The 22,009-nt window shown below is 59.3% G+C and carries 16 protein-coding genes; 13 read left to right on the top strand and 3 right to left on the bottom strand.

The features are described 5' to 3' along the window. Nucleotides 1-120: 120 nt before the first annotated feature. Nucleotides 121-3,102 carry an MG2 domain-containing protein gene (locus R3C19_13565; protein ID MEZ6061367.1) on the bottom strand — a complete coding sequence of 994 codons (2,982 nt, stop codon included), beginning with the start codon at nt 3,100-3,102 and terminating at the stop codon, nt 121-123. 351 nt (nt 3,103-3,453) lie between these two features. Between R3C19_13565 and R3C19_13560 the strand changes: the two genes are divergently transcribed. The 4 genes from R3C19_13560 (at nt 3,454) to R3C19_13545 (ending at nt 9,915) form a co-directional block, all read left to right on the top strand. After that, nucleotides 3,454-5,001: a DUF58 domain-containing protein gene (locus tag R3C19_13560; protein ID MEZ6061366.1), complete on the top strand. Its 1,548-nt coding sequence runs from the start codon at nt 3,454-3,456 to the stop codon at nt 4,999-5,001. After that, the gene (locus tag R3C19_13555) at nt 5,001-7,472 is read left to right on the top strand and encodes a DUF3488 and transglutaminase-like domain-containing protein (GenBank protein MEZ6061365.1); all 2,472 of its coding nucleotides are present in this window, start codon (nt 5,001-5,003) and stop codon (nt 7,470-7,472) included. The genes R3C19_13560 and R3C19_13555 overlap by 1 nt, the downstream gene beginning before the upstream one ends. 189 nt (nt 7,473-7,661) lie before the next feature. Continuing rightward, on the top strand, nt 7,662-8,948 hold the full coding sequence (gene hcp / locus R3C19_13550) for a hydroxylamine reductase (protein MEZ6061364.1): 1,287 nt from the start codon (nt 7,662-7,664) through the stop codon (nt 8,946-8,948). Nucleotides 8,949-9,234: 286 nt separating this feature from the next. After that, a complete protein-coding gene (locus R3C19_13545) occupies nt 9,235-9,915 on the top strand; it encodes a protoglobin family protein (protein ID MEZ6061363.1) in 681 nt (226 codons plus the stop codon). A 100-nt stretch (nt 9,916-10,015) separates the two neighbouring features. Here the strand turns inward: R3C19_13545 and R3C19_13540 are convergent, their stop codons facing one another. Continuing rightward, complete coding sequence (locus R3C19_13540; protein ID MEZ6061362.1) at nt 10,016-10,453, bottom strand: cytochrome c; 438 nt, start codon at nt 10,451-10,453, stop codon at nt 10,016-10,018. 390 nt (nt 10,454-10,843) lie between these two features. On the opposite strand from R3C19_13540, the gene R3C19_13535 reads away from it, so the two are divergent. The 9 genes from R3C19_13535 (at nt 10,844) to R3C19_13495 (ending at nt 20,882) form a co-directional block, all read left to right on the top strand. Next, nucleotides 10,844-11,710 (top strand): hypothetical protein, encoded by an 867-nt coding sequence (locus R3C19_13535; protein MEZ6061361.1) that lies wholly within the window; start codon nt 10,844-10,846, stop codon nt 11,708-11,710. 18 nt (nt 11,711-11,728) lie between these two features. Next, on the top strand, nt 11,729-12,607 hold the full coding sequence (locus tag R3C19_13530) for a 4Fe-4S dicluster domain-containing protein (protein MEZ6061360.1): 879 nt from the start codon (nt 11,729-11,731) through the stop codon (nt 12,605-12,607). Beyond that, nucleotides 12,607-13,776 (top strand): NrfD/PsrC family molybdoenzyme membrane anchor subunit, encoded by a 1,170-nt coding sequence (nrfD, locus tag R3C19_13525; GenBank protein MEZ6061359.1) that lies wholly within the window; start codon nt 12,607-12,609, stop codon nt 13,774-13,776. The genes R3C19_13530 and nrfD overlap by 1 nt, the downstream gene beginning before the upstream one ends. A 262-nt stretch (nt 13,777-14,038) precedes the next feature. Next, a complete protein-coding gene (locus R3C19_13520) occupies nt 14,039-14,521 on the top strand; it encodes a hypothetical protein (protein MEZ6061358.1) in 483 nt (160 codons plus the stop codon). A gap of 458 nt (nt 14,522-14,979) precedes the next feature. After that, nucleotides 14,980-15,153, top strand: coding sequence for a Flp family type IVb pilin (locus tag R3C19_13515; protein MEZ6061357.1), 174 nt, complete (start codon nt 14,980-14,982; stop codon nt 15,151-15,153). A gap of 598 nt (nt 15,154-15,751) precedes the next feature. Beyond that, nucleotides 15,752-16,303, top strand: coding sequence for an A24 family peptidase (locus tag R3C19_13510; protein MEZ6061356.1), 552 nt, complete (start codon nt 15,752-15,754; stop codon nt 16,301-16,303). Between the two features lie 282 nt (nt 16,304-16,585). Then, on the top strand, nt 16,586-17,719 hold the full coding sequence (cpaB, locus tag R3C19_13505; GenBank protein ID MEZ6061355.1) for a Flp pilus assembly protein CpaB: 1,134 nt from the start codon (nt 16,586-16,588) through the stop codon (nt 17,717-17,719). A gap of 198 nt (nt 17,720-17,917) precedes the next feature. Next, nucleotides 17,918-19,570 (top strand): hypothetical protein, encoded by a 1,653-nt coding sequence (locus tag R3C19_13500; protein MEZ6061354.1) that lies wholly within the window; start codon nt 17,918-17,920, stop codon nt 19,568-19,570. Between the two features lie 97 nt (nt 19,571-19,667). Then, entirely contained in the window at nt 19,668-20,882 is a 1,215-nt protein-coding gene (locus R3C19_13495; protein MEZ6061353.1) for a pilus assembly protein CpaE, read from the top strand. 32 nt (nt 20,883-20,914) lie between these two features. On the opposite strand, the gene R3C19_13490 is transcribed toward R3C19_13495, so the two are convergent. After that, a complete protein-coding gene (locus tag R3C19_13490) occupies nt 20,915-22,003 on the bottom strand; it encodes a succinylglutamate desuccinylase/aspartoacylase family protein (protein MEZ6061352.1) in 1,089 nt (362 codons plus the stop codon). Between the last annotated feature and the right edge of the window lie 6 nt (nt 22,004-22,009).

Here is a 22,009-nt window from a genome sequence, read left to right as displayed (position 1 = left end):
AGTGTGCGGCTCGGCGGGAGCCTCGCCCTCCCGATCATGTCGACATCCGCTGTGACTTTCACGGACACCTGAAACTGGCCGGAATCGGGCACCGTCATTTTCAGCGATGCAGTTGCCGCGTCATCCGTCATGATGTCCCACGATTCGACTTCGGCTTCCTTCGGCACGTCGGAACCGTCTTCGTACGTCACCGAATACAGCGTCGCCGTTCCTTTGCCGCTGAACTCCCTTGCCGTCGGGCGTGCGAGCCTGAATGCCGACGTTGGCTGTGTCGCCGGTCTGATAATGACCTCGATCGGTCCACACGAACACCTTGAACGGATCACGGGCGACGATCACGCTCCCGCTGCCGATGATCGTGCGGCGAGACTGGTCGACGACTTCGGCTGTGATGTTGTAGTTGTGATCGCTGTCGCTGTGTTCTCGCAGAGCGGCGGCGGTGTCGATGCTGATGAGATACGTGCCGTCCGGACCGATCTGGGCATCACCTTCGGCGACGACCTCCGGCGGATCAGGATTCCAGCCCCACCATGGCGGAATCGGAGCCCAGCAACCCCAGCGGCTCCAGCCGGGATACCATTCGTAATTCGGACTGAACCACCAGTACCCCGGCGAATACAGCCAGTCCCAGCGACCGACCGGATACCACCGCTGATCCTTTTTGGTGCGTTCGACTTTGTAGTGAACGGTGGCTTCGGTCACGGGTGCTCCGAAGTAGTAGCGAGCGGAAATCTGCGCCTGAATCTCGTCGCCGAGTTTGACCGGTTTGTCGGGGGCATCGACGGTCACTTCGAATTCCGGCTTGCGGTATTCCTCGACCCGAAACGAGCCCTGACCAAGCGCATGCACGGCATCGACTTCGTAGATTTCCGGCACACCATTGCGTTCGCGAGTGCGTTGTTCTTTGACCTTCGAACCGATCGCCACGTTGTAATGCCCGAGCGTCGCGTCGGCGGGAATTGTCCATTCGCCGTCGGCACCGGCCCAGCGGTCGGTGACGACATCCTTCGTAAAGACGGAGTCACCCTTCGGATTGCGAATTTCGATCGTGAAAGGTTTGTTTGCGAATTGCGTGTCCTCTTTGTCGAAGTTTGGTTCCCGCACCCACAGTCGAAACTTGACTGTGTGATCGGGCCGATAAACCGGGCGGTCGGTGACGGCGAAGACTTTGGTCGGGCTGTAGTGCAGTTCGTCGAGCTTTTGGGGATTCCAGACTCCGTTGAAGCCGTCGTACGCCATCCGGCCGTCGTCGGTGCGAGCAATTGTCAGCCACTGAAACTGCGGGTTAAGAAACTGCGTTGACGGGATCGCCAGCCCGTCGTTGTCGGTGCGGTCGGCGAAGCGACTGGTGCGAACAACCCATTGACGCTGGCGAGGCTGACCGATTCGTTCCTGTTGCCAGCCGAAGAATTCCAGGTTGGCTCGCGCGATCGGCTTGCCGCTGACGGCGTCGGCGACGAAGTACATTGTGCCACCTTCGACTCGTTTGCGACTGATCGCGGTGTCGGCGACCCACAGCACGATGCGGGCTGAGTTGCCGTCTTCCATCGTGGCCGTGACCCAGTAGGCTCCCGCTTTTTGCAGCGGAGTCGTCACGGTCTGCATCGCGTCGAAGTGGTTGTCGGGAGGCGTAACGTTGAGCGTCCAGTTGGCGACGGATTCGCCGAGGTACTTATCACCGCCTTCGTCGATCAGGCGATGGCCAATGTCTTCGATCCGCAGTTGCTTGTGATCGAGTTGCTCGGGACGGCTCTGCAAATAGGCCTTTGTATCCGCCAGCAGTTGATCGATGTTGATCAGCTTCGCGGTGAACGTGATCTGCGAACCGTTGCGATAGCGAATGTCGAGCGTCGCTCCGTCGCCAGCCGGCTGAACTTTCGTGGTTTCGAACTGAACCCAGTTGTTCAGAATCTGGTCGATACGCCGCTGAACGTTGTTGCGGTCATTGTCGTTCGCGGCAAGTTCAAGAATGCGTTTCAGCAGTTCAGCGGCCTGCGAATACTGGTGCCGGTTCATGCGCACCGAAATCAGGGATTCCAGCGCGGTGCGAAGCTGGCCGTCGGCGCGTTCGATGACGTTTTTGTAGATCGCGACGTGATTGAATTCATCGGGCAGCGCGAAGCGTTTCGTTCCGCTTGCCAGGCGGGCGATCGTTTCGTTGTCGGGCAGTTCGTGAGCGTTCCATGTTGTGGCGTCGCGCGGTGTCTGGTCATCTTCGTCGGCGTTTGTGCGGACAACGGGAATCGGCCCGGCGGATTGTTCACTGACGCCGAACTGCGACTGCAGGAAGCGAGCCCACTCCAGGTCCACACTGCTTCGCCGCGATTCGTCGGCCTGAACGACCCGATTCAGAGCCCAGCGCCAGCGTTCTCCGTCGGACTTTGCGGCGTCCCAGGATTCCGGCATCTGATGAAACACGGGGTCGCCGTTCTCGTCGACGGGGGCTCCCTTATTTCCGCCGCCGACAGGTCCCCAGCCCCACTGGTTGGCATCTTCGAAGTCGGGGAGTGCTTCCAGATCGGTCAAGTCCTGCAGCTTCCAGGCTCCTTCGAAACGCACCGAGCCGACGGCATTCGCAAGCTGTTGGTAGACTTCCGCTTTTTCGGCGGCATTGGCATCGGAATCGGGTAGCAGCGCGATGGCCTGCAGCAGCAGTTGTGCGGCACGGACTCGGTCACGCGCCATCGCGGAAACGTACCTGCCGCCGCCGCGATGTTGTCCGCGTTCGAACCGACCGGCGATCAGGAAACCACCGTGGTCCACCTGACTTACCAGAACCTGAGCCGCTCGCGCCAGCAGATGCGGATTGTCGTGGCGGGTGGCGACGACCTGTTCAAAGAATTCGTCGAACTCGTTCAGCCGATTCAGATTGGCCAGGCAGATGGTGGCGCTGCCGAGAACCTGTGCGATGTCACGCTGGGGCAGTTTGGATTCCAGAGTCAGCCGGCGGTAGAGCTCGAAGGCGTCGGCGTAGTTGTTGTCGGTGTAACGCTTATCGGCATCCTGTCGCATTGCGGCGTCATCCTGTTGCGGAGTCGTTGCCAGCAGGCACGTGGAAGTCGCCAGAACGGCGGCGGTGAGTGTGCAGACAAAATATCGCATGGGTGCGATCCTTTTTCGCGAAGATGGGAGCGGGTCCGTCACCCGGATTGTAACAGCGCGGACGGATTCTTCGTGCGATTAAGCGTTTGAGCAGGAATGATGGTTCAAAGAAAATCATGCCTCCTGCGCCCGAACCGGGGTGCGCTGGCAGGTTTGAAACACGGAGCCACGGAGAACACCGAGGATCCGTGCGTTGTCGATCAGTGCGTTCGCCGTGTTCACTGTGCCTGTGTGTTCCAAAACATTTGATTGTGGTCCAGCCGATTGCCGGGTGTGGTACCGCTTGTCAGACTGGATGCTTCCAGCCGGATTCTGTCCGGCACCTTCTCCGTTCTCTGCGAAATCGTGCCAATGAACAGCACTGACCACGGGGCATCCAGCCAGCAGCGCGAGCCGCGGTTTCCGATTTCGTTCAGTGCGTCATCGGTGACTCAGTTGCTGGCGGCCGTGGCCTGCTTTCTTGGCGCGTTCGTGTTGCCGAATAATTACCCGGAGCTGGGCAACACGACTCAGATGATTCTGATCGCGGCGGGGTCCGTGTCACTGGTGCTGGGACTTGGCAACATTCTGCTGGGCCGGTTTCTGGCTCGGATGTTTGTGAAGTTTGGCATGAGATCGCGGGTTGTGATTCCCCGCGAAGGCATGGTCTATCTGGGGATCATGCTGATGCTGGCCATCGGTGCTTTGCTGGGGCATCAGAACACGCTGCTGCTGGTGTTTGGTCTGATGGCCGGTCCATTCGTTCTGAATGGCTGGGCGGTGTACGCGATGCTGAAGGGAGTCACGGTGCGCCGAACGGCTCCGCGGCGCGCCTCCGCCGGAGAATTCGTGACGGTGGACGTGACGGTCGCCAACAGCAAACGCTGGTTGTCGTCGCGGCTTCTGGAGATTCGCGACGCGGTTTCGGGAGACGCCATTCGCCGCGAACGACGTCATTTTGAAGGTGTCGTCACGTTTGTGCGAGTCCCGCCGGCTGGCGAACGCACGGGCCGCTATCAACTGTGCTTTCAGCGGCGCGGCAGCTATCGCCTGGGTCCGCTGCGTGCCAGTTCGCGGTTTCCGCTGGGGATCGGCGAACGCGGTCACACGTTTTCTGACTACATCGATCTGCTGGTCTGGCCGCGACTGGGGCGGCTGCATCCGAAATGGAAGCGTCAGCAGCGCGAGCTGGCCGAAGCGGCAAACAACAATCACTCCAGGATCGGCCTGTTCGACGATGAGTTCCACCGCATTCGCGAATACCGCGTCGACGACAACCCGCGGGCGATTCACTGGCGATCAACGGCCAAGCGCGGGGAACCGATGGTCCGCGAATTCGAACAGAACCGCCAAAGCGATCTGTTCATCATGCTGGACCTTTGCGAACAGAAAAACTTCACGGAGACCGCTCGCGAAACCGCCATCAGCCTGGCGGCCACGATTTGCGTCGAACAGGCGCGGGGAGTCTCCGGCGGGCAGTACCTGCTGGGCATCGCCGGCAAAAAAACGACGGTCGTTACCGGACGAATCGCCGGCCCGTTTCGCGAATCGGCCCTGGACGCTCTGGCGACCTGCCAGTCCGCCAAGCGGAGTCCACTGGACGACCTGATTTCGCAGGTCATCGCTTCCGGCATGGCGGGAACAGCGCGAAGCGTGCTGATCACTCCTCGACCGGAGTACGCTCGACTGATCATCCCCGAACTATCCGCGGCGCTGCTGCCCGACGGCATCGATCTGCTTTCCCGCACCACAATCGTCGACGCAACGTCGGCCGATCTGAGTGACGTGTTTGAATTGTCCGGCTCCGGTGCGGATGCAGGGAACCACCAGTCCCGCGGCATCCGCTCGAACGGGGGACCGTCCGGCAACGGAGCCGCGGCGTCGCGGCGTCACGGTCAAGTCAGCGGAGTCAATTCGTGATGAGCGTTCTGACTCTGTCCGAGCATCGTCAGGCAGTGCGTCGCCAGAACGGTCTGGAACGCAGGTTTCTGCGCAGCATTACAATGTGCGTCTGCCTGTCGTCGATCATCCTGTCGCGAGCGGAAGGAGTCTGGTTTCCCGTCGGCGTGACGCCGGTGCTGGCGGTGCTGGCCTATCTGATCACTGACCGGCGCGACTGGTTCTCGCTGCCGATTTACGCGGCGAATGTGCTGGGCGGGATGGCGGCCATCGCCACGGCCATGGAATTCTTCGCCGGCGACATCGAAGGCAAACTGCTGTCGGGAGCCCACATGCTGGTCTACCTGACGTGGATTGTGCTGATGATGAAGAAGGGGATCCGGCAGTTCTGGTGGCTGAGCGCGCTCAGTGTGCTGCAACTGGCGGTGGCGTCCGTGCTGACTCGCGAAGCCGCGTTCGGAGCGTCGCTGATTGGAATGCTGCTGCTGCTGATCTGGACGCTGTCGCTGTTCACACTGTTTCGCGTTCGAATGATCTCAACGGGATCGGCGGCGGAAGCGGATTCGCTGATCGTTGCGGACTCACTGGCCGAGGGTTACCGCCGATCGGCAGCCGGTCCGGTGCTGGTTCGCAACAGCGTGCAGATCGACGCGGGAGAATCGTGGACCGGCTGGCGTTTTCACGGGATCGTGGTTTCGACCTTCGCGGGATCACTCACTGTCGCCGCGGTCGTGTTTGCCGCGTTTCCGCGCATCTGGGTCGATTCTCCGCTGGCGCCAACGGAACGTGACCGATCGGCCTACCACCATCGCACCGGGTTTACGGAAGAAGTGCAACTGGGCGAAATCGGTGAAATCCTGCAAAGCGATTCGCGCGTGCTTCAGTTTTCGATTCGCGAACTGAACACCGGTCGCCCGGTGTCGATCGAACAGTTCAGCACCGCCATGGGATTCGACGAACTGCGGCTTCGCGGCAACGTGCTGAGCAACTACGTGAAAGGACGCTGGAGCCGCGGAGCGTCACGCACGGACCGCCCGGTCGATTCGTCGCAGCGGTTCCCTGCGCTGACCGAAAGTGCGAATCCATTCGCCATCCGCATTACTCAGGATCCTCCGATCGGGACCTTTGCGTTTGCCGTGATGCCGCTGGTCAATGCCGTTTCGATTTCGTCTCGCGGCGAACTGGCTCAGCGCGAAAAGACTCAGACGCTGATCCATACCCTTGCGGATCGCCGCAGCGATGTTCCCGTCACATACGAAATCCACTGTCCCCGGCTGGACCCGTCCGATCCTCAGACGGCGAAGCTGTGGGTGCTGTCGGACGTCGTTGCCTGGCTGCGGAATTCCCCCGGCCCCGGCGACGCCGAAAAGCGGTTGCGCAACCGAGACGTCCGCGAAGAAGCGCTGACGCCAAAACTTCGCGAAGAGATGCCGAAGCTGGTGGAGCTGGCGGAATCCATCTGCCGGACAGAAACGGGAGTCAGCGACGATCCCGCCGAGTGCGCCGATCGCATTCTGAAGTTCCTGAACGCTTCCGGTGAGTTCACGTATTCGCTGAATCAAAACGTCAGCGATCGATCGCTGGATCCGGTTGAGGATTTCCTGCTGAACCACAAGATCGGCCATTGCGAATACTTCGCGTCATCCTGCGCTTTGATGCTGCAGGCCGTCGACGTGCCCGCGCGCATCGTTAACGGCTTCAAGGGCAGCGAAGTCAACACGGTGACCGGCGAACACGAAGTGAAGCAAAAGCACGCTCATACCTGGGTGGAAGCCTGGATCGACGGTCACTGGGCGACGCTCGATCCGACACCAGCGTCCGCTCGCGAGGAAACGGTGGCGTCGACCGCATCGCTGAGCTGGCTGACGGACCTTCGCGGCGCATTCACCGACAAATGGTTCGCTGTCGTTCAGAACATGAACCTGGAACGGCAGAAGGCGCTCATCAAACCCGCCGTCGACGCAATCCGGAATTCCGCGGAAGTCGTCAAGAAGCAGGGTCTGCTGTCCGCCGCCAAACTGTTCTTTGTCGAATACGTCATGTCGCCGCAGAAGTGGTTTAGCTGGCAGGGCGGAGTCATCACGTTTGTACTCCTGTCGCTGCTGGCCTTCCTGATTCGCCGAAAGCCGTGGCGGATTCTGCTGGCTGCCGCAGCGGCTCTGCGACGGCGATTCAGCCGCACCAGCCGGGCCGCTCGCAGCGTGATTCGCTTCTACGAATCGTTCCGGGAAATCTGCGAACGCCACGGTTTGCCGCTTTCAGACAGCAACACGGCTTTGGAAAACGCCATCGCGGCCCGCCACTTCTTTGCTCACATCCTGACCACCGAAGAACTGCAGGTCATTCCGGAACGCGTGGCCGCGGCATTCAATTCCGTCCGCTTCGGCGCGGCTGAGCTGTCTCCGGAACAGGCGTCCGCGATCCGCAGCGACGTGAATCTTCTGGCCCGCAGCCTGGACTCCGGCCCGCCGCCCAGGCAACGTGCCCACTGACAGGCCCGGTCTCGCGCCGGCGAGTTTCCGGCCGCGCGATTTGCATGTTTCCACTGGAATTGCACGAAAAGAAGACTTGTGGACCTTGACGTCCTGTTTTGTGTACCGTACCTTGCCGGCCGTGATTGAGTGTTCGGACACGCGTCCGAATCATGTTCCCGAATCAGATTCAGTCAGGCGAGGAAAACCATGTTCTGTAATCAATGCGAACAGACTCAGAATGGGGTCGGATGCACGGACATCGGAGTTTGCGGCAAAGACGAAGACATGCAGTCGCTGCAGGAAATTCTGCTGTACGGCGTGAAGGGTATGGCGGCGTATGCTCACCATGCCCGGCGACTGGGAAAAACGGACGAAAACGTCAGCGCGTTCATTGAAGAAGCACTCTTTGCGACGGTCACGAACGTCAACTTCGATCTGGAAAGTCTGCTGGAGATGGTTCTGGAATGTGGTCGGCAGAACATCCGGGTGATGGAAATGCTGGACCAGGGCCACACGGAACGCTTCGGGACTCCCGAGCCCACAACCGTCTACGAAGGAACCAAAGCGGGACCCGGAATTCTGGTCACGGGCCATGACCTGCTGGACCTGTCGGATCTGCTGGATCAGACCGCGGGGACCGGCATCAACGTTTACACACACGGCGAGATGCTGCCGGCTCACAGTTATCCCGAGCTGAAGAAGCATGCTCACCTGGCAGGGCATTACGGAGGCCCCTGGCAGAATCAGCTTTGGGAATTCCCGCTGTTTTCCGGGCCGATTCTGGGGACGACCAACTGTGTGCTGATTCCTCCCGACACGTACGCGGATCGGCTGTTCACAAACCGTGTGACGGCAGTTCCCGGCGGCACTCGATTGAAGGACAACGACTTTTCGGCCGTGATCGAAAAGGCGAAAAAGTGTCCTCCGCTGCCGGAAAACAAGGTTCGCGAATCAACGATCGGGTTCCATCACAGCGTGGTCCTTGGTGTCGCGGGGCAGGTGGTCGACGCCGTGAAGTCCGGTGATCTGAAGCGGTTCTACCTGATCGGTGGCTGCGACGGTGCCGAAGCGGGACGAAACTACTACACCCAGTTGGCGGAATCGGCACCACAGGAATCGATCATTCTGACACTGGGCTGCGGCAAGTATCGCATTCGCAACCACGACTATGGCACGGTCGCCGGATTGCCGCGATTTCTGGACATGGGGCAGTGCAACGATGCGTTCGGAGCCGTCCAGGTGGCTCTGGCGCTGTCGAAAGCCTTCGACTGCGGCGTCAATGATCTGCCGCTGGAAATTGTGCTTTCATGGTTTGAACAAAAGGCGGTGGCGGTACTGCTGAGTCTGCTGGCTCTGGACGTTAAGGGGATTCGCGTTGGCCCGGTGCCGCCCGCGTTTGTGACGCCAAACGTCTTCAAGATCCTGCAGGACAAGTTTGACCTGAAGATTATTGAATCGTCACCGCCGGCAGAACTGGTTCAGCTGGGAGCGTAGTCCGCGAACAAGCGGTGTCGCTGGAGTGCGGCGCGTGTTCGACGCTATCGGAGTCCCATCGTTCAGTGTTCGTTTCGCCTACTCGAAATAACCACCTTCTCCCGGACGCCTTGCCTCAGGAAATTCTGATCGCGGGAACAATCCGGGTTCGCGGTGAGTTGCTCGATGGTGGCCGGGGCTGGACTGACCTCGCGGAGGAAGCCCCCGAGTTTTTTCGGACAATTCGCACTGCCGAAGGGGAGGGGGCCGGTTCCGAGCGCAGGTTCGGGGGAACTCGGGACGTTTCGTGACGTTTCGTTCGGAACCGGTTTTCTTTCTGCGGCATGTCCTTCTTCGACAGGAAACAATGCAGACGATTGACGAAACAAGACTGCAGACAGACGTGCAGTATCGCTACGAGTATCTGGCGGAGTTCATCGGCTTTGGTCCCGATGACGTCGCGCTGATTCAGGGATTCGCTCCACACATCGGTCCGCGAATCGCTGAACTGGTCGAGTTGACGTACCAGAAGCTGCTGGCCTACGACGCGACCGCTCGGCATTTCGTCCCCCGACAGCACGGTTACGACGGTGAGGTGCCAACGAACCTTGCCGACGTCACTTCGGAGCATCCGCAGATCAAGTTTCGCATGGATCACCTGAATCGGTATTTCATGCAACTGATCGGCCGGTCGTATGACGCAAAAATGGTGCAGTACCTGGACATGGTCGGCAGGATCCACACGCCCAAAGCCGGCAGCAAGCTGATCGACGTTCCGCTGGTCCAGATGAACGCACTGATCGGCATGTTGTCCGACATCATCCTGAAGGTGATTGCCGAATCACCGCTGGACAGCGCTACGGCACTGAAGACGCAGCGAGCATTCAACAAGCTGCTGTGGATCCAGAATGACATGGTGACGCGGCATTACTGTTCATCGGAAACGACCAGCGGCTCACCGGAAACAACAAACGGCTCAGGATCGTGACAGGCACGTTCCTGAGCCGCTGAATTGGAATTCCGAAATTGGCGACGGCGGTCGGCCGGGGCAAGCCTGCCGATGATCCGTGTAGACGCGCGGTTTCGCGTTACTTCTTGTGTTCCTTGTGGCACGCCGCACAGGAAGCCGTGACAGTCTTGAATGCGGCGTTGGCGGCTTCCAGATCCTTTGCTTCCGCGGCAGCCAGCAGCGCGGCGCTGCCTTCTCGCAGAGTCGTGCCGGCAGCCATGGCCCAGACGGCATCCGGGCAGCGACCGTCGTCCATCAGCGTGTAGCTCATTTCACTCAGGCAGGCCGCATGGCAGGCCGCCGCATCCCACGCCTCATCGTCCTTCGGTCCTTCCTTCAGCATGGCACCCAAGTCGCCGCAGTGCGGCTTGACGACGCCGCGCATCAGGTACTTGGTGGAGGCCGGACGTGTCTTGCCCGACTTCACCTGAGCGAATGCGTCTGTCACGGACGAACTCACAAGCCCACAGATGATCACAGCAAACAACACGGCAACAGCAACTTTCACAGACTTCATGGCACCCTGCTTTCTGAAAAAAGGATCCGGGAAACACAACACGACGGCGTCATCCGCTTGCCGGTCGCTGAACGGTCGGCCTGATCTCACCGGGCCACGGCGAAACGCGCCGAAACTCCGTCCGCAGGGATCATGTCGACACCGGCGGTGCTGTCAAGCCGCCGACGCATCGAAATTCACCAGGACTTCTCATGCGATTTCCCTGCCTCTGACGCCGTTGACAGCCCCCGATCGCACCTGTATTCTGGAGTTCAATATCTTGATATGAAGATATCAGGTATCCCGCCTCAAGACTCTGAACTTCCTGCCTGCGTCTCCGCCTGAACGCCAACCTCGCCGCGTTGCCTGATCGCAATGGGACGTGACTCCTGTCAACGGAGGAACCGGAACATGTTTGTCATCGTGTTGTTTGGACTGATGATTGCGGTCCTTGCCGCCATTGCCGTGTTCATCCTGGTGTTTATCGAGGTTGCGGCAGCGGGGCCCGGTGGTCTGCCGACAACCGGTACCGGTCGTCGGTTCGAAGCTGCCACACGTGTTCAACACGGAAGCCTGCCGCAGGAGGCGCCGGTCGTGACCGCCGATACCGGAACGTCCTCCGGTACTTTTTCAAACGCCGCAGAAACGTCGGTGGTGCGGCGTCAGGTGGAAGACATCCGTGATTCCCTGCACGATTACCGCGCGTCCGCATTTCGGATGAATGCGGCGGTGCTGTTTTCCCGCGACGCGAGGCATCTGCGAATTCTGGCGGTGCTGATCGTTGCCGCGGGAGCCGGAGCACTGTTCGTTCGCAGTCAGATTGTTCCGCCGGCATTCGGGGAACGAGGTCCCTATCGCGCCGCGGCGCTGGAAGAGAATGCTGCGTTCCCCAGCGTGCTGCAGGCCGACGCGAAGTGTCTGAGCTGCCATGCCGAAGTGCAGGAGGAACGTGCCGAGTCGCCGCACCAGGCCGTTTTGTGCATGCACTGCCACGGCAACGGCCGGCAGCACATGGCGGACGCCGCTCTGGCTGCCGAAGACCCCGACCATGCCATTCCCCCGGCGGAAGAATGGGACGGCGATTTTCTCACGAAGGCCGACCTGTTTATCACGCACGATCGAGCCACGTGCCTGTCGTGTCATATGTCCGTCGTGGGAATGCCATCGAATTTCCGCAGCATCAATGTCGCCGAACATCTGGAAGAACAGGGCGCTGAAGACATCGAAAGCAGCAGTGTGTGTTTCGAATGCCACACCGGCCACAGTCCCGGATTCTAGTGCGTCTGGAAGCAAGCCATGAACACGTCTTTAAACATCCTGAATAACGGGCCGGGCGATTGCTCATCCGGCGACTGCGCGTCTCATCACGGCGCCTGCGGAGGCTGCGGATCGGGGCAGACCGACCAGTCGCGTCGCGATTTTCTGAAACGAGCATCCACGATTGCCTTTGGCACGTTTTCGCTGACACTGCTTCCGGTCGCCCCGGAAAGTTCCCGCGGCACGCAGGTCTCGACACTCGCCGGCGGAACAGCGAAGAAGCAGGACGATGTTCTGTTCGGTTTTCTGGTGGACACCGAAAAGTGCGTCGGAACGGGGAAATGTCTGACGGCATGCCGTGCTGAGAACAATGTGCCGGAAGGTTATTCGCGAACCTGGGTTGAGCGATACGTGCATTTCAAGGACGGTCGCGTGCAGGTGGACCTGGTGCCGGAAACGGGATACGCCGGGTCAGGCATTCCGGAAATCGATCCGGCGGAAGTCGATCGGGCCTACTTCACTCCGAAACTGTGCAATCAGTGCGAGGACGCTCCGTGTAATCAGGTCTGTCCGGTGCATGCTTCGCTTACGTCACCGGAAGGTGTGGAGCTGGTGGACGCCGATCGGTGCATCGGCTGCGCGTACTGCGTTCAGGCGTGTCCTTACGGCATGCGGTTCATCAATCCGGACACCGGGAACGCGGACAAATGCACCTGGTGCTACCACCGGATCAAGCGAAACGAACAGCCGGCATGTGTCGAAGCATGTCCCGTGGGGGCTCGCGTCTTCGGAAGGCTGGATGACCCGGAAAGCGAAATCAGCAAGAAGCTGCGTCAGATTCCGACACGCGTTCTGAAGGAACATCTCGGCACTCATCCGAAGCTGCACTATGTCGGTCTGTCCGAGGAGGTGGTGTGATGGAAGGTTCATCGTTCGTGTTTCCGAATGACCTGCATGTTCCCTGGAGCATCATGATTGTGCTGTACCCGTACATCACCGGTCTGGTGGCGGGAGCCTTTGTGGTGTCATCGCTGTACCACGTGTTTCATCAGCATGTCTTGAAGCCGGTTGCCCGGCTGGCGCTCGTTACCGCATTGTGTTTCTGCAGCTTCGCGACGCTGCCGCTGTTGCTGCACCTGCATCATCCCGAACGTGCGTTCAACATCATGATTACGCCCAGTGCGACATCGGCGATGTCGGGCTTCGGCATCATTTACAGCTTCTACATGCTGTTGCTGGTCGTCGAAGTGTGGCTCGTGTTTCGTCCGGACATCGTCGCACGGGCTCAGACCGCGACGGGTCTGTCCGGCGTGTTCTATCGCGTCCTGTCACTGGGTGACCGCGAGATGACTGTCGGTTCGCGGGCCACGGACGAATGGCTGATCCGGCTGCTGTCGATCATCGGAATCCCGGCGGCCTGCGTGCTGCATGGTTACGTGGGATTTCTGTTTGGTGCGGTCAAGGCGAATCCGTGGTGGTCGACGGCTCTGATGCCGGTCATCTTCCTGGCGTCGGCCGTCGTGTCCGGGATCGCCGCGCTGATCGTTCTGTATCTGCTTCTGTGCCGCTATCGCGGCCAGGCAACGGATGCCCGATGCGTTCAGGCGCTTGCTCGGTATCTGTGGATTTCGCTGATTGTTGCTGTGTCGCTGGAAATGCTGGAACTCATCCACATGGCCTACGAAGCCGGCGCTGAATGGTCAGTGCTGGCAGCGCTGCTGACGGAGCGTCTGGCGTTTTCCTATGGCGTCGTTCAGCTTCTGATCGGTTCCGTTGTTCCGTTCGTGCTGCTGGCGATCGCCATGAGATCAGCTTCAAAGCCAGGGTCCGCAGCGACACTCAGTGGCGTCGCGTCCGTCCTGGTTCTGGTGCAGGTCTTTGCGATGCGATGGAATGTCGTGGTCGGCGGGCAACTGTTTTCAAAGAGTTTTCGCGGGTTCGTTGAATTCCCGCTGCACATCGGCGGTCGGGAAGGGCTGCTGGCGGCTGCGGCCGTGCTGGTTGCTCCGGTTCTGGTGCTGTTTTTTGTCAGCCGACTGCTTCCATTGTGGCCATCCAGGGACGTTTCAGCGCCGCACGCGGGCTGATGTGCCGGCGATGTTTTCAACGCGAATCCTGCTGCGGCACCGGGCACGGCTGCGTGGCTTGCCATGCGGTGATCGCCGCAGCACAAACGTTGCGACTTCGGATTCACCGAGTCGTCTTTTCTGACCAACCGCGGATCAACACCTGTCGCATAGTCGGATTTGGACGGTGAAGCGGGCGTTCTCACGCGTCGCCTCGCAGTTCGTTGTCGACTGATGACTTGCGCCGGAGTGGCGTTCGCGGCCATCAAGGGGGTATTTCACTGTGAAGCAGTCATGTCTGATCCTGTTGTCAATGGCGATCATCGCCTGCACGTATCGCAGCGCGGATGCGATCAGTCCGTTTAAGAAGGAGTTCGAAACGAAGTATGTCAAGTCCAGTGACAGCGACGACTTCAAAGCGGAATTCAAAAAGGGAAGCTGCAATGTGTGCCACGTTAAGGGAAAGAAGAAGGACTGGCTCAACGCGTATGGCCTGCAATTGGCGAAGCGGATTCCCGGTGAGGCAAAGGAGCGTCTGGATGTCGCCAAAGCCAGCGGTGAGGACGCTTTGAAGGCCGAAAACGAGGCGCTGCTGGAAGAAGTGAAGAAGGCGTTTAAGGAAGTTGAATCTGTGAAGTCGCCCGGCGGCGAAACCTTCGGCGCGATGTTTAAGGACAACAGAATCCCTGACGCCGAAGGAGCCCGATCGCTGTACGACCCCGAAGATGAAGCGAAAGAAGAATCGGAAGAATCCGACACGCAGTAGTCAGCCCGCGCTGGCCCGTGTGAAGTCGCGGTACACGATCTGAGGAACGGCGGCCGACGAAACTGCGGCAGTGGTCGTGTCGACCCGGCAATCGGGACAGGTTCGTCCGGCACCGGAACAACCGCTATTTTCTGCGTCGAATCACTGTGCTGTCTGAATGGCAGCACAGTGTTGTCCGTTGTTTTCCAGCCAGACCTGGTGACCGGTGCGATTCCGAAAATCTTTTTGAAAGAAATTTGACTGCCAAAAACCCTGACCTAATTTTGCGGTGTGAGGTGAATCCCGGAGCCGGCCGAAAGGCAGTTGACCGGGACACCGAACGGTCACACAACGGCGGAAACGCCGCAGACTGTGGGTCCCCCCTGCGTAAGCGGGGATTTTGTTTGGGTTGGCAGGCGATGTCGCCTGTCGCAACGTTGTGTTCCCGGAGACGGGATAAAACCTGAGGGGTTTTTGAAATGACGAAGTTCGCAAACAGCATCAAGAAGTTCATGGTTTCTGAAGACGGCCCGACTGCAGTTGAATACGCTGTCATGATGGCTCTGATCATCGTGGTTTGCCTCGCTGCAATCACCACGATTGGCAAGAACGCCAACAGCAAGTTCCAGCAGGTTGGCAACTACCTGACATAGTTTCCCGCGCCTTGGGGCGCAGGGACTACGGCAGACCGCGAAGGAGTGCGGCTCGATCGCGGACGGCAACGTCGAGCTGTCGAGTCCTGCCGAACGGAAATCCAGAGAGGGCCTGAACCTTGCGGTTCAGGCCCTTTTTGCTGCGCGCAGGCATCTCCGTGCGACGGCGAATGGTTGCCGGTCGAAACGGTTTGGTCGACGGGGATTGTTCGTACGAATCTCCGGAGTTTCCGCAACGCGACGAAGGGGACCAATCGGCGCAGGGTGTGAGTCAGGTCTCAATCGATTCAATTTGCCGGAATTTCTTGACCGGCCAAAAGTGTGACCTAGGTTTCAGGAGAACCACTAACAAGAGGATCACGCACATGCTGCCCTATTGGATCGAAATCAGTCCGGCCGACCTGCTGCAGGGAACTGCGGTATTCGGGATGGCTGTGATCATCTTCAGCATCCGGCTGTTGCTGCCGACGGGCCGCGCGTAGTCGGAACAGGGATCCGTTCCAATCGCTGAGCAGCAACGGACAGCGTTCTGTTCAGTGCCCTTTGCATCGAACGCACGTACAGGTATTTCCCTCGCTTTTGACACAGGACTTGAGACATGGACTGGAACGATATTCTCCTCAGCAACTGGCCGGTCAAACTGGTCTCCGCAATTCTGATTCTGGCCGCCTGGATTGACGGCCGGCAGCTTCGGGTTCCCAACTGGATCACGTTTCCGATGGTCCTGTCCGGACTGGTGTACTGCTCGTGGGTCGATGGACTCAGCGGTGCGGGAGCCAGCGTAGCGGGAATCGCCATGGGACTGGCCTGCCTGCTGCCGCTGTATTCCGTCGGAGGCATGGGAGCCGGCGACGTCAAGCTGATGGCCGGCATCGGAGCCTGGCTGGGATGGCAGATCACGCTTGAAGCGTTTGTCGTATCGGCCATCGTCGGAGCAGTCATGGCAATTGTCATGGTGGCCGTGAAAGGCACCTGGCAAAAGCACTACGAAAATTTCCTGACCATCCTTTCAGAATGGATGGTGATTCGGAATCCCTACGAACTGTCACGGATTGCCGCTGAACGCAAGCCCCGGATGGCACTGCTGCCGTACGGCATTCCGATCTGCATCGGATCGATCGGCTACTTCATGTATGCCGGTCTGATGTAGGCAAACCATTAGTGAAACACACGGAGTGGCTGTTGGGTTTTCCGATCGGGAAGTCCCTGTCGACCTTGCGGCCACAATTTTACAGGACACTTTGAGTTTGGCATTCCTGCCAGCATTGCTTGAAGCGGAGATTCCGTCTCTGCCGATGACAATGCTGATGGGGCATGGCTCGATCGTGCGGCTTTTGACTGCACTGCGAACAATGCAGGAACGGGAGGCGATCCCGCGAATCCTGCCGCAGTTCAGACAACGGAGTGCGACAGGCCGGGAGTCTCATTACCTATGAAAAGTCAGACGTTGATTCTGCTTGTCGTTGCGGCAAGCTGTGGTTTAGTGGCGATGCTGGGTGTTCAGCGAGTGCTGAACAGGAATGACTCGGGGGCCGTTGAGACAGTGCAGGTGCTGGTGGCAGCAACGCCGCTGTCACCGGGCGAGGCTCTGAACGAACTGAATACTCAGTTCATCAAGGTTGACCAAAGTGTCTGCCCGCCAGGCGCGGTCACAAGTCTGGATCAGATCAGCGAACGAGCGCTGAAGGTTCCGGCTGTTCCCGGCGACTGGATTTTGCAGGAAAAACTTGGAAATCCCGGTGAACTTGGCGCTTCGACGCAAATTCCCCCGGGAATGCGTGTCACCACGATTCAGGTGGACGCAACCACCAGTCACAGCGGAATGCTGCGACCGGGAAATCGTGTGGACGTGCTGCTGACATGGCAGGACGTTGACGCAACGGGAAACCGACGGCAGAAGGTGAAACCTCTGCTGGAATACGTTGAAGTGTTTGCCGTGGACGACAAGGTCTACGGTATCAATAAGGATGGGGGCGGTGCCGCCAAGACGATTTCCGTCCTGGTGACGCCTGAGCAGGCTTCGTTACTGCAGCTTGCTCGAAAGAAGGGGGAATTGTCCACGACGCTGCGGTCGAACGGCGACCTGGACGAGACCAACGTTGCGGAACTCTCCGAAGAGAATCTGGGCACCATCAGTGCCGAAACGCAGCGGGACGTCTCTGTACTGAATGTCCGTGAGGAAGCAGGTCCGGCGTTTCGTCTGCCGGATTCTGATTCGCTTCTGAATCAGCTGCAGAACGAATGGTCGCCCGCAATCGATCCGGATACGGAGCAGCCGTTCGCTTCGGGACCGGTTCAGGTCGCTGAAGTGGTACCGCCCCGCACATGGAAAATTGCGATCTATGAAAATGGTTCGCTGCGAATGGAAGAGGTCAATCTGGATTCTGACGAACCGGTGACCACGACCGACGAAGAAGAAGCAGCCGACGACGTGTACGAATCGGAAACGGAAGAAGCCCCGGAGGCTGAAGCCGGTTCCATCTGGGATCTTGAAAAGAAGCTGGACGGAGCACTGGAAGTCGATCTTGAGAAAGCGGCATCCGGTCTTCTGGACCTGCTGAAATAGACGGAAGAAATCACACTCTGGTTCCACCTCCACGCTGTAACGGAAAAGGGATTTCCGTTCAGCGTGGCGGTTGTTACCGGGACTGTGAAATGTGGATCGACCGAGTTACCAGGGATCGCGCGGAGCGCGTAAGTTGAAGCGGTAATTCCCGATCAGTGTGATCGCGATCAGTACTTCAACATTTTCCGGAGTGCATGGATGCCAACCCTGAAACACACCATTGGCGTATTCGCCTCTGCGATTTTACTGCTGTTGTCGTCGACCGATTGCTCCGCGCAGGCGACCGGTACCAGTCCCGTGTACCAGTTGCAGCCGGGCGACAACCAGATCGCAATCTACGAGCGATTCACGACCATCATCCAGCACTCCGCGAATATCAAGAGTGTGCTGGACTTTGATGCCGACGTCATCAAGATCGACGTCGTCCAGGGAAATCCCCAACAGGTTCGCGTCTACGCCCTCGCGACCGGCGTCACGACCGTGACGATCATGGATGAATACGACCAGTACTACAAAGTCGAAGTCCTGGTTCGCGGTGACGTGCGGCACCTGGAATCCTACCTGAAGCGGCGCTATCCGAATGATGCCGTGCAGGTCGAGGAAATCAAAGGCGCGGTCTTGCTGAGCGGCTTTGTTACGCAGCCCGATCACATCAACGAAATCGTGGCCGTCGCCGAACAGTTCTATCCGTCCGTGCTGAACCACATGCGAATCGGCGGTGTTCAGCAGGTGATGCTGAAGTGCAAGGTGCTGGAAGTTCAGCGATCCAAGATCCGTCGCTTCGGATTCAACTTTGACATCCTGAAGGACAGCAGCTACCTGGTCAGCACTCCCGGTCCGATTACGCCGGTCACCGGCCTGAACGTTACCAGCGCCGGACCGACACTGACTCTGGGTGGACTCGCCGACCCGACCCTGAGCTTCGGTTTCATCAATGCCAACAGTATTTTTGAAGGCTACCTGAAGGCCCTTCGCGAAGAAGGTCTACTGAAGATTCACGCGACGCCGATGCTGGTGACTCATAACGGCCAGCCGGCTCACCTGCTGAACGGCGGCGAAACTCCCGTGATCGTCCCGGCCGGCCTGGGAACAACGGCGATTCAGTTCAAGGAATTCGGTGTCGTGCTGGACGCTGTGCCGCACATTCTGGGCAATGGCCGTGTTCGGCAGCAAATCGAAGCGACTGTCAGCGAACGAGACTTCTCCAACGCTGTGACGGTCAACGGCGTGACGGTACCGGCCTTCACGACACGCACAGTCAGCACTCAGGTCGAAATGAACTTCGGCGAAACGCTGGTCATCGCCGGTCTGATCTCGCAGCGTGAAGACGCGGCGACGTCCAAGATTCCATTCGTGGGTGAACTGCCGTGGATCGGTTCGGCCTTCAGCCGGAAGCAGTACACCGAATCTGAAACGGAACTGATTATTCTGGTGACTCCTGAGTACGTCGCTCCCATGTCACCGGAAGAAGTGCCGCCGTACGGTCCTGGTCAGTTCACTGACGCTCCGACGGATCACGAATTGTTCTTCCATAACATGATCGAACTTCCGAAGTACGGTGACGACTGCCAGGGCTGCATCAACTGTCTGCAGAACGGAAGCTGCCCGCAGCACCCCAATGGCTGCCGCCCGGGAGCAGCCGCTGACTGTGTCCAGAAGACACCGTCCGGTTCAACCTTGATCCAGCCGGCAGCCAACACCGCGGCCAGCGGTACACCATCGACTGTTCGCCCTTCGGTCATGACACCGGCCAGCTTCTCCGGCAGCCAGTCGCCGACAGCAGGTCGCCAGTCGGGACAAGCTCAGCAGGGATTCGGATCATCCGGGCTGATCTCGCCAGTGATGCGATAGTACCTGTTTTCCGGAAAGGAAGGCCGGCGGTTGCTCCGGGAGCCGCCAGCCGGATTCTGTCACATCCCGAACGCACTGCTTGCTGATCGAAACCAACATGAAAAGCGTGCTGCGAATTGCGACAGTCGACCCGCAGGAAGACACACGGAACTCCCTGAAGACTCTGCTGCTGGGAATCGACACCGTCTGGCTCGAAGCCGAATGCTCCCGGTACGAGTTCTTCATGGACGTGATCCAGCAGACGCAGCCGGATCTGGCGCTTGTCAATGTCGATTCGTCGCCTGAAAAGGCTGTTCAGCTGATCTCCGAAGTCACCAGCAAAGCGCCGCATTGTGCCGTGCTGGTAGTCAGCAGGTCGCAGGAAGGCAGTCTGATTCTGCAGGTCATCCGCGCGGGTGCCCGGGAGTTTCTGAACCTGCCGCTGCAACTGGATGACTTCATCGCCGCGCTGGACAGAATTCGCGGAACGATGGGTGGCGGATCGGGCGAAGGCGGCGGCCGCGCGGGTCAGATCATCACGGTCGCGGGAGTCGGCGGTGGCGTCGGAAGTTCGGCGCTGGCTGTCAACATGGCCGCATCGCTGGCTCAGGATCCCGCCGCGTCACCGGTCATCATTGACCTGGATCTGACGCTGGGCGACGTGGACGTCTGGCTGGACATTATCCCGGACTACACACTTCGCGACGTGTCCGAAAACATCGGCCGGCTGGACTATGGACTGCTGAAGCGGTCGCTGACTCGTCACGACTGCGGCGTGTTCCTGCTGCCCCGACCGGTTGAAGTGGAAACTCAGGACCTGATCCGCACCGACGATCTGCGCCGCATTCTGGCGCTGCTGAAGGCGACGTTTTCTCACCTGATTATCGATGTCAGCAAGTCCTTCGGTCCGCTGGATGTATCCGCGATGGAAGTCAGTGATCGAGTTCTGCTGGTGACACAGCTCGACCTGACGTGCCTGCGCAACGTCGTGCGGATCATGCAGTACCTGGATCAGTTCAACGGACTGGACAAGAAGATTGAAATCATCGTCAATCGCATGGGGCTGGAAGACAGCGATATCAGTCTGAACAAGGCTCTGGAAACCATTGGGCGCGAAGTGTTCTGGCAGCTGCCTAACGACTACGCCACGATGGTCGGATCAAGAAACGCGGGCGTGCCGCTGTGCCAGTTCGCTCCGAAATCGCGATTGACCCGCAGCATCAACGACCTGGTGAGGCGACTTGGGGCAGACGATGACGACGCCGTGCCCGAAGTGGAACCAACCGCACGGAAGAAGGGCGGACTGTTCGGTCTGTTCTCCGGCAACAAATAGACGGCAGCAAAATCGTGACGGACGCAGCTCCGTCACGGTTCCTCACCCGGATTGTGTTCCACCACCAGAACGTTGGACGCCAGCTGTTCTACGGTTCGCCCCTCCAGTCCCTGTTCATCGGACCGCTGCCGCTCCATGTCGTCCGGTCCGGTGTGCTTCGGCAGTCGGCCGACATGACAAACCGGTTCGCCGGGGCTGACGCAGGGCAAAGTGGCCATGCCGATGATGACTCCGTCAAACGGTGCAACCAGCAGATTCTGTTCGCGTCCCAGCAGGTTTGTGTTAGTCGCGATGGCCTGGCCTTCACGAATGACTTCGCCCGGCTTGACGTGAAACTGCAGGAAGCCGCTGTTTTCCGCGCGGACCCATCTGGCGTCGCGAATCACGACCTGCCGTTCCGGCGCCGTGGGGACATGTTCGATCATTTTCAGATGGCCGAGCACATTGTGAATGCCGCGCAGTGCGGTTTCGACAATGGTCGGCTCCACTTTCCAGACCTCACCGCCTTCCAGAATGATGGAAGGCACGCCGACCGCCGTACACTCCCGGCGAAACGCGCCCTTCGGCCCCTTGCTGTGGACGATGACTTCGCTGCCGAACGCGCGAGCGAGTTCGGCGACCTCCGGAAGATCCATGTTTCCCCGCACGTTCGGATAGTTGGTGCGGCGAACGGCCGCCGTGTGCAGGTCGATCCCGTAGTCGCAGCGGGAAACAATTTCGTCGAAGATCACGCGAGCCATCCGGCTGGCCAGGCTGCCTCGTGACGAGCCCGGAAAGCAGCGATTCAGGTCACGCCGGTCCGGCAGATAGCGGGTGTGGCGGTCGAACGACAGCACGTTCAGCACCGGCACCAGAATCACAGCGCCGCGAATCAGTTTCAGCGACTCGTCCTGAATGAGGCTGCGAATGGTTCCGGTGCCGTTGATTTCGTCGCCGTGAATGGCGGCGGTGACGAACACGACTGGACCGTCCTCGACCGCTCGCTGCACGTGAATCGGAATATGCACCGTCATTCCGGAATAACTTTCCGAAACATCAAGCTTGATGTCGCGAGTTTCTCCAGGCGGGATGATCGTGTCTCTCCAGACGCCGACGTGCCGCGACTTGATTCTCCTGTTCATCTTCAA

This window comes from Planctomycetaceae bacterium (assembly GCA_041398785.1).
Classification (GTDB): Bacteria; Planctomycetota; Planctomycetia; order Planctomycetales; family Planctomycetaceae; genus JAWKUA01.
This window is presented reverse-complemented; position numbering and strand designations above follow the sequence as displayed.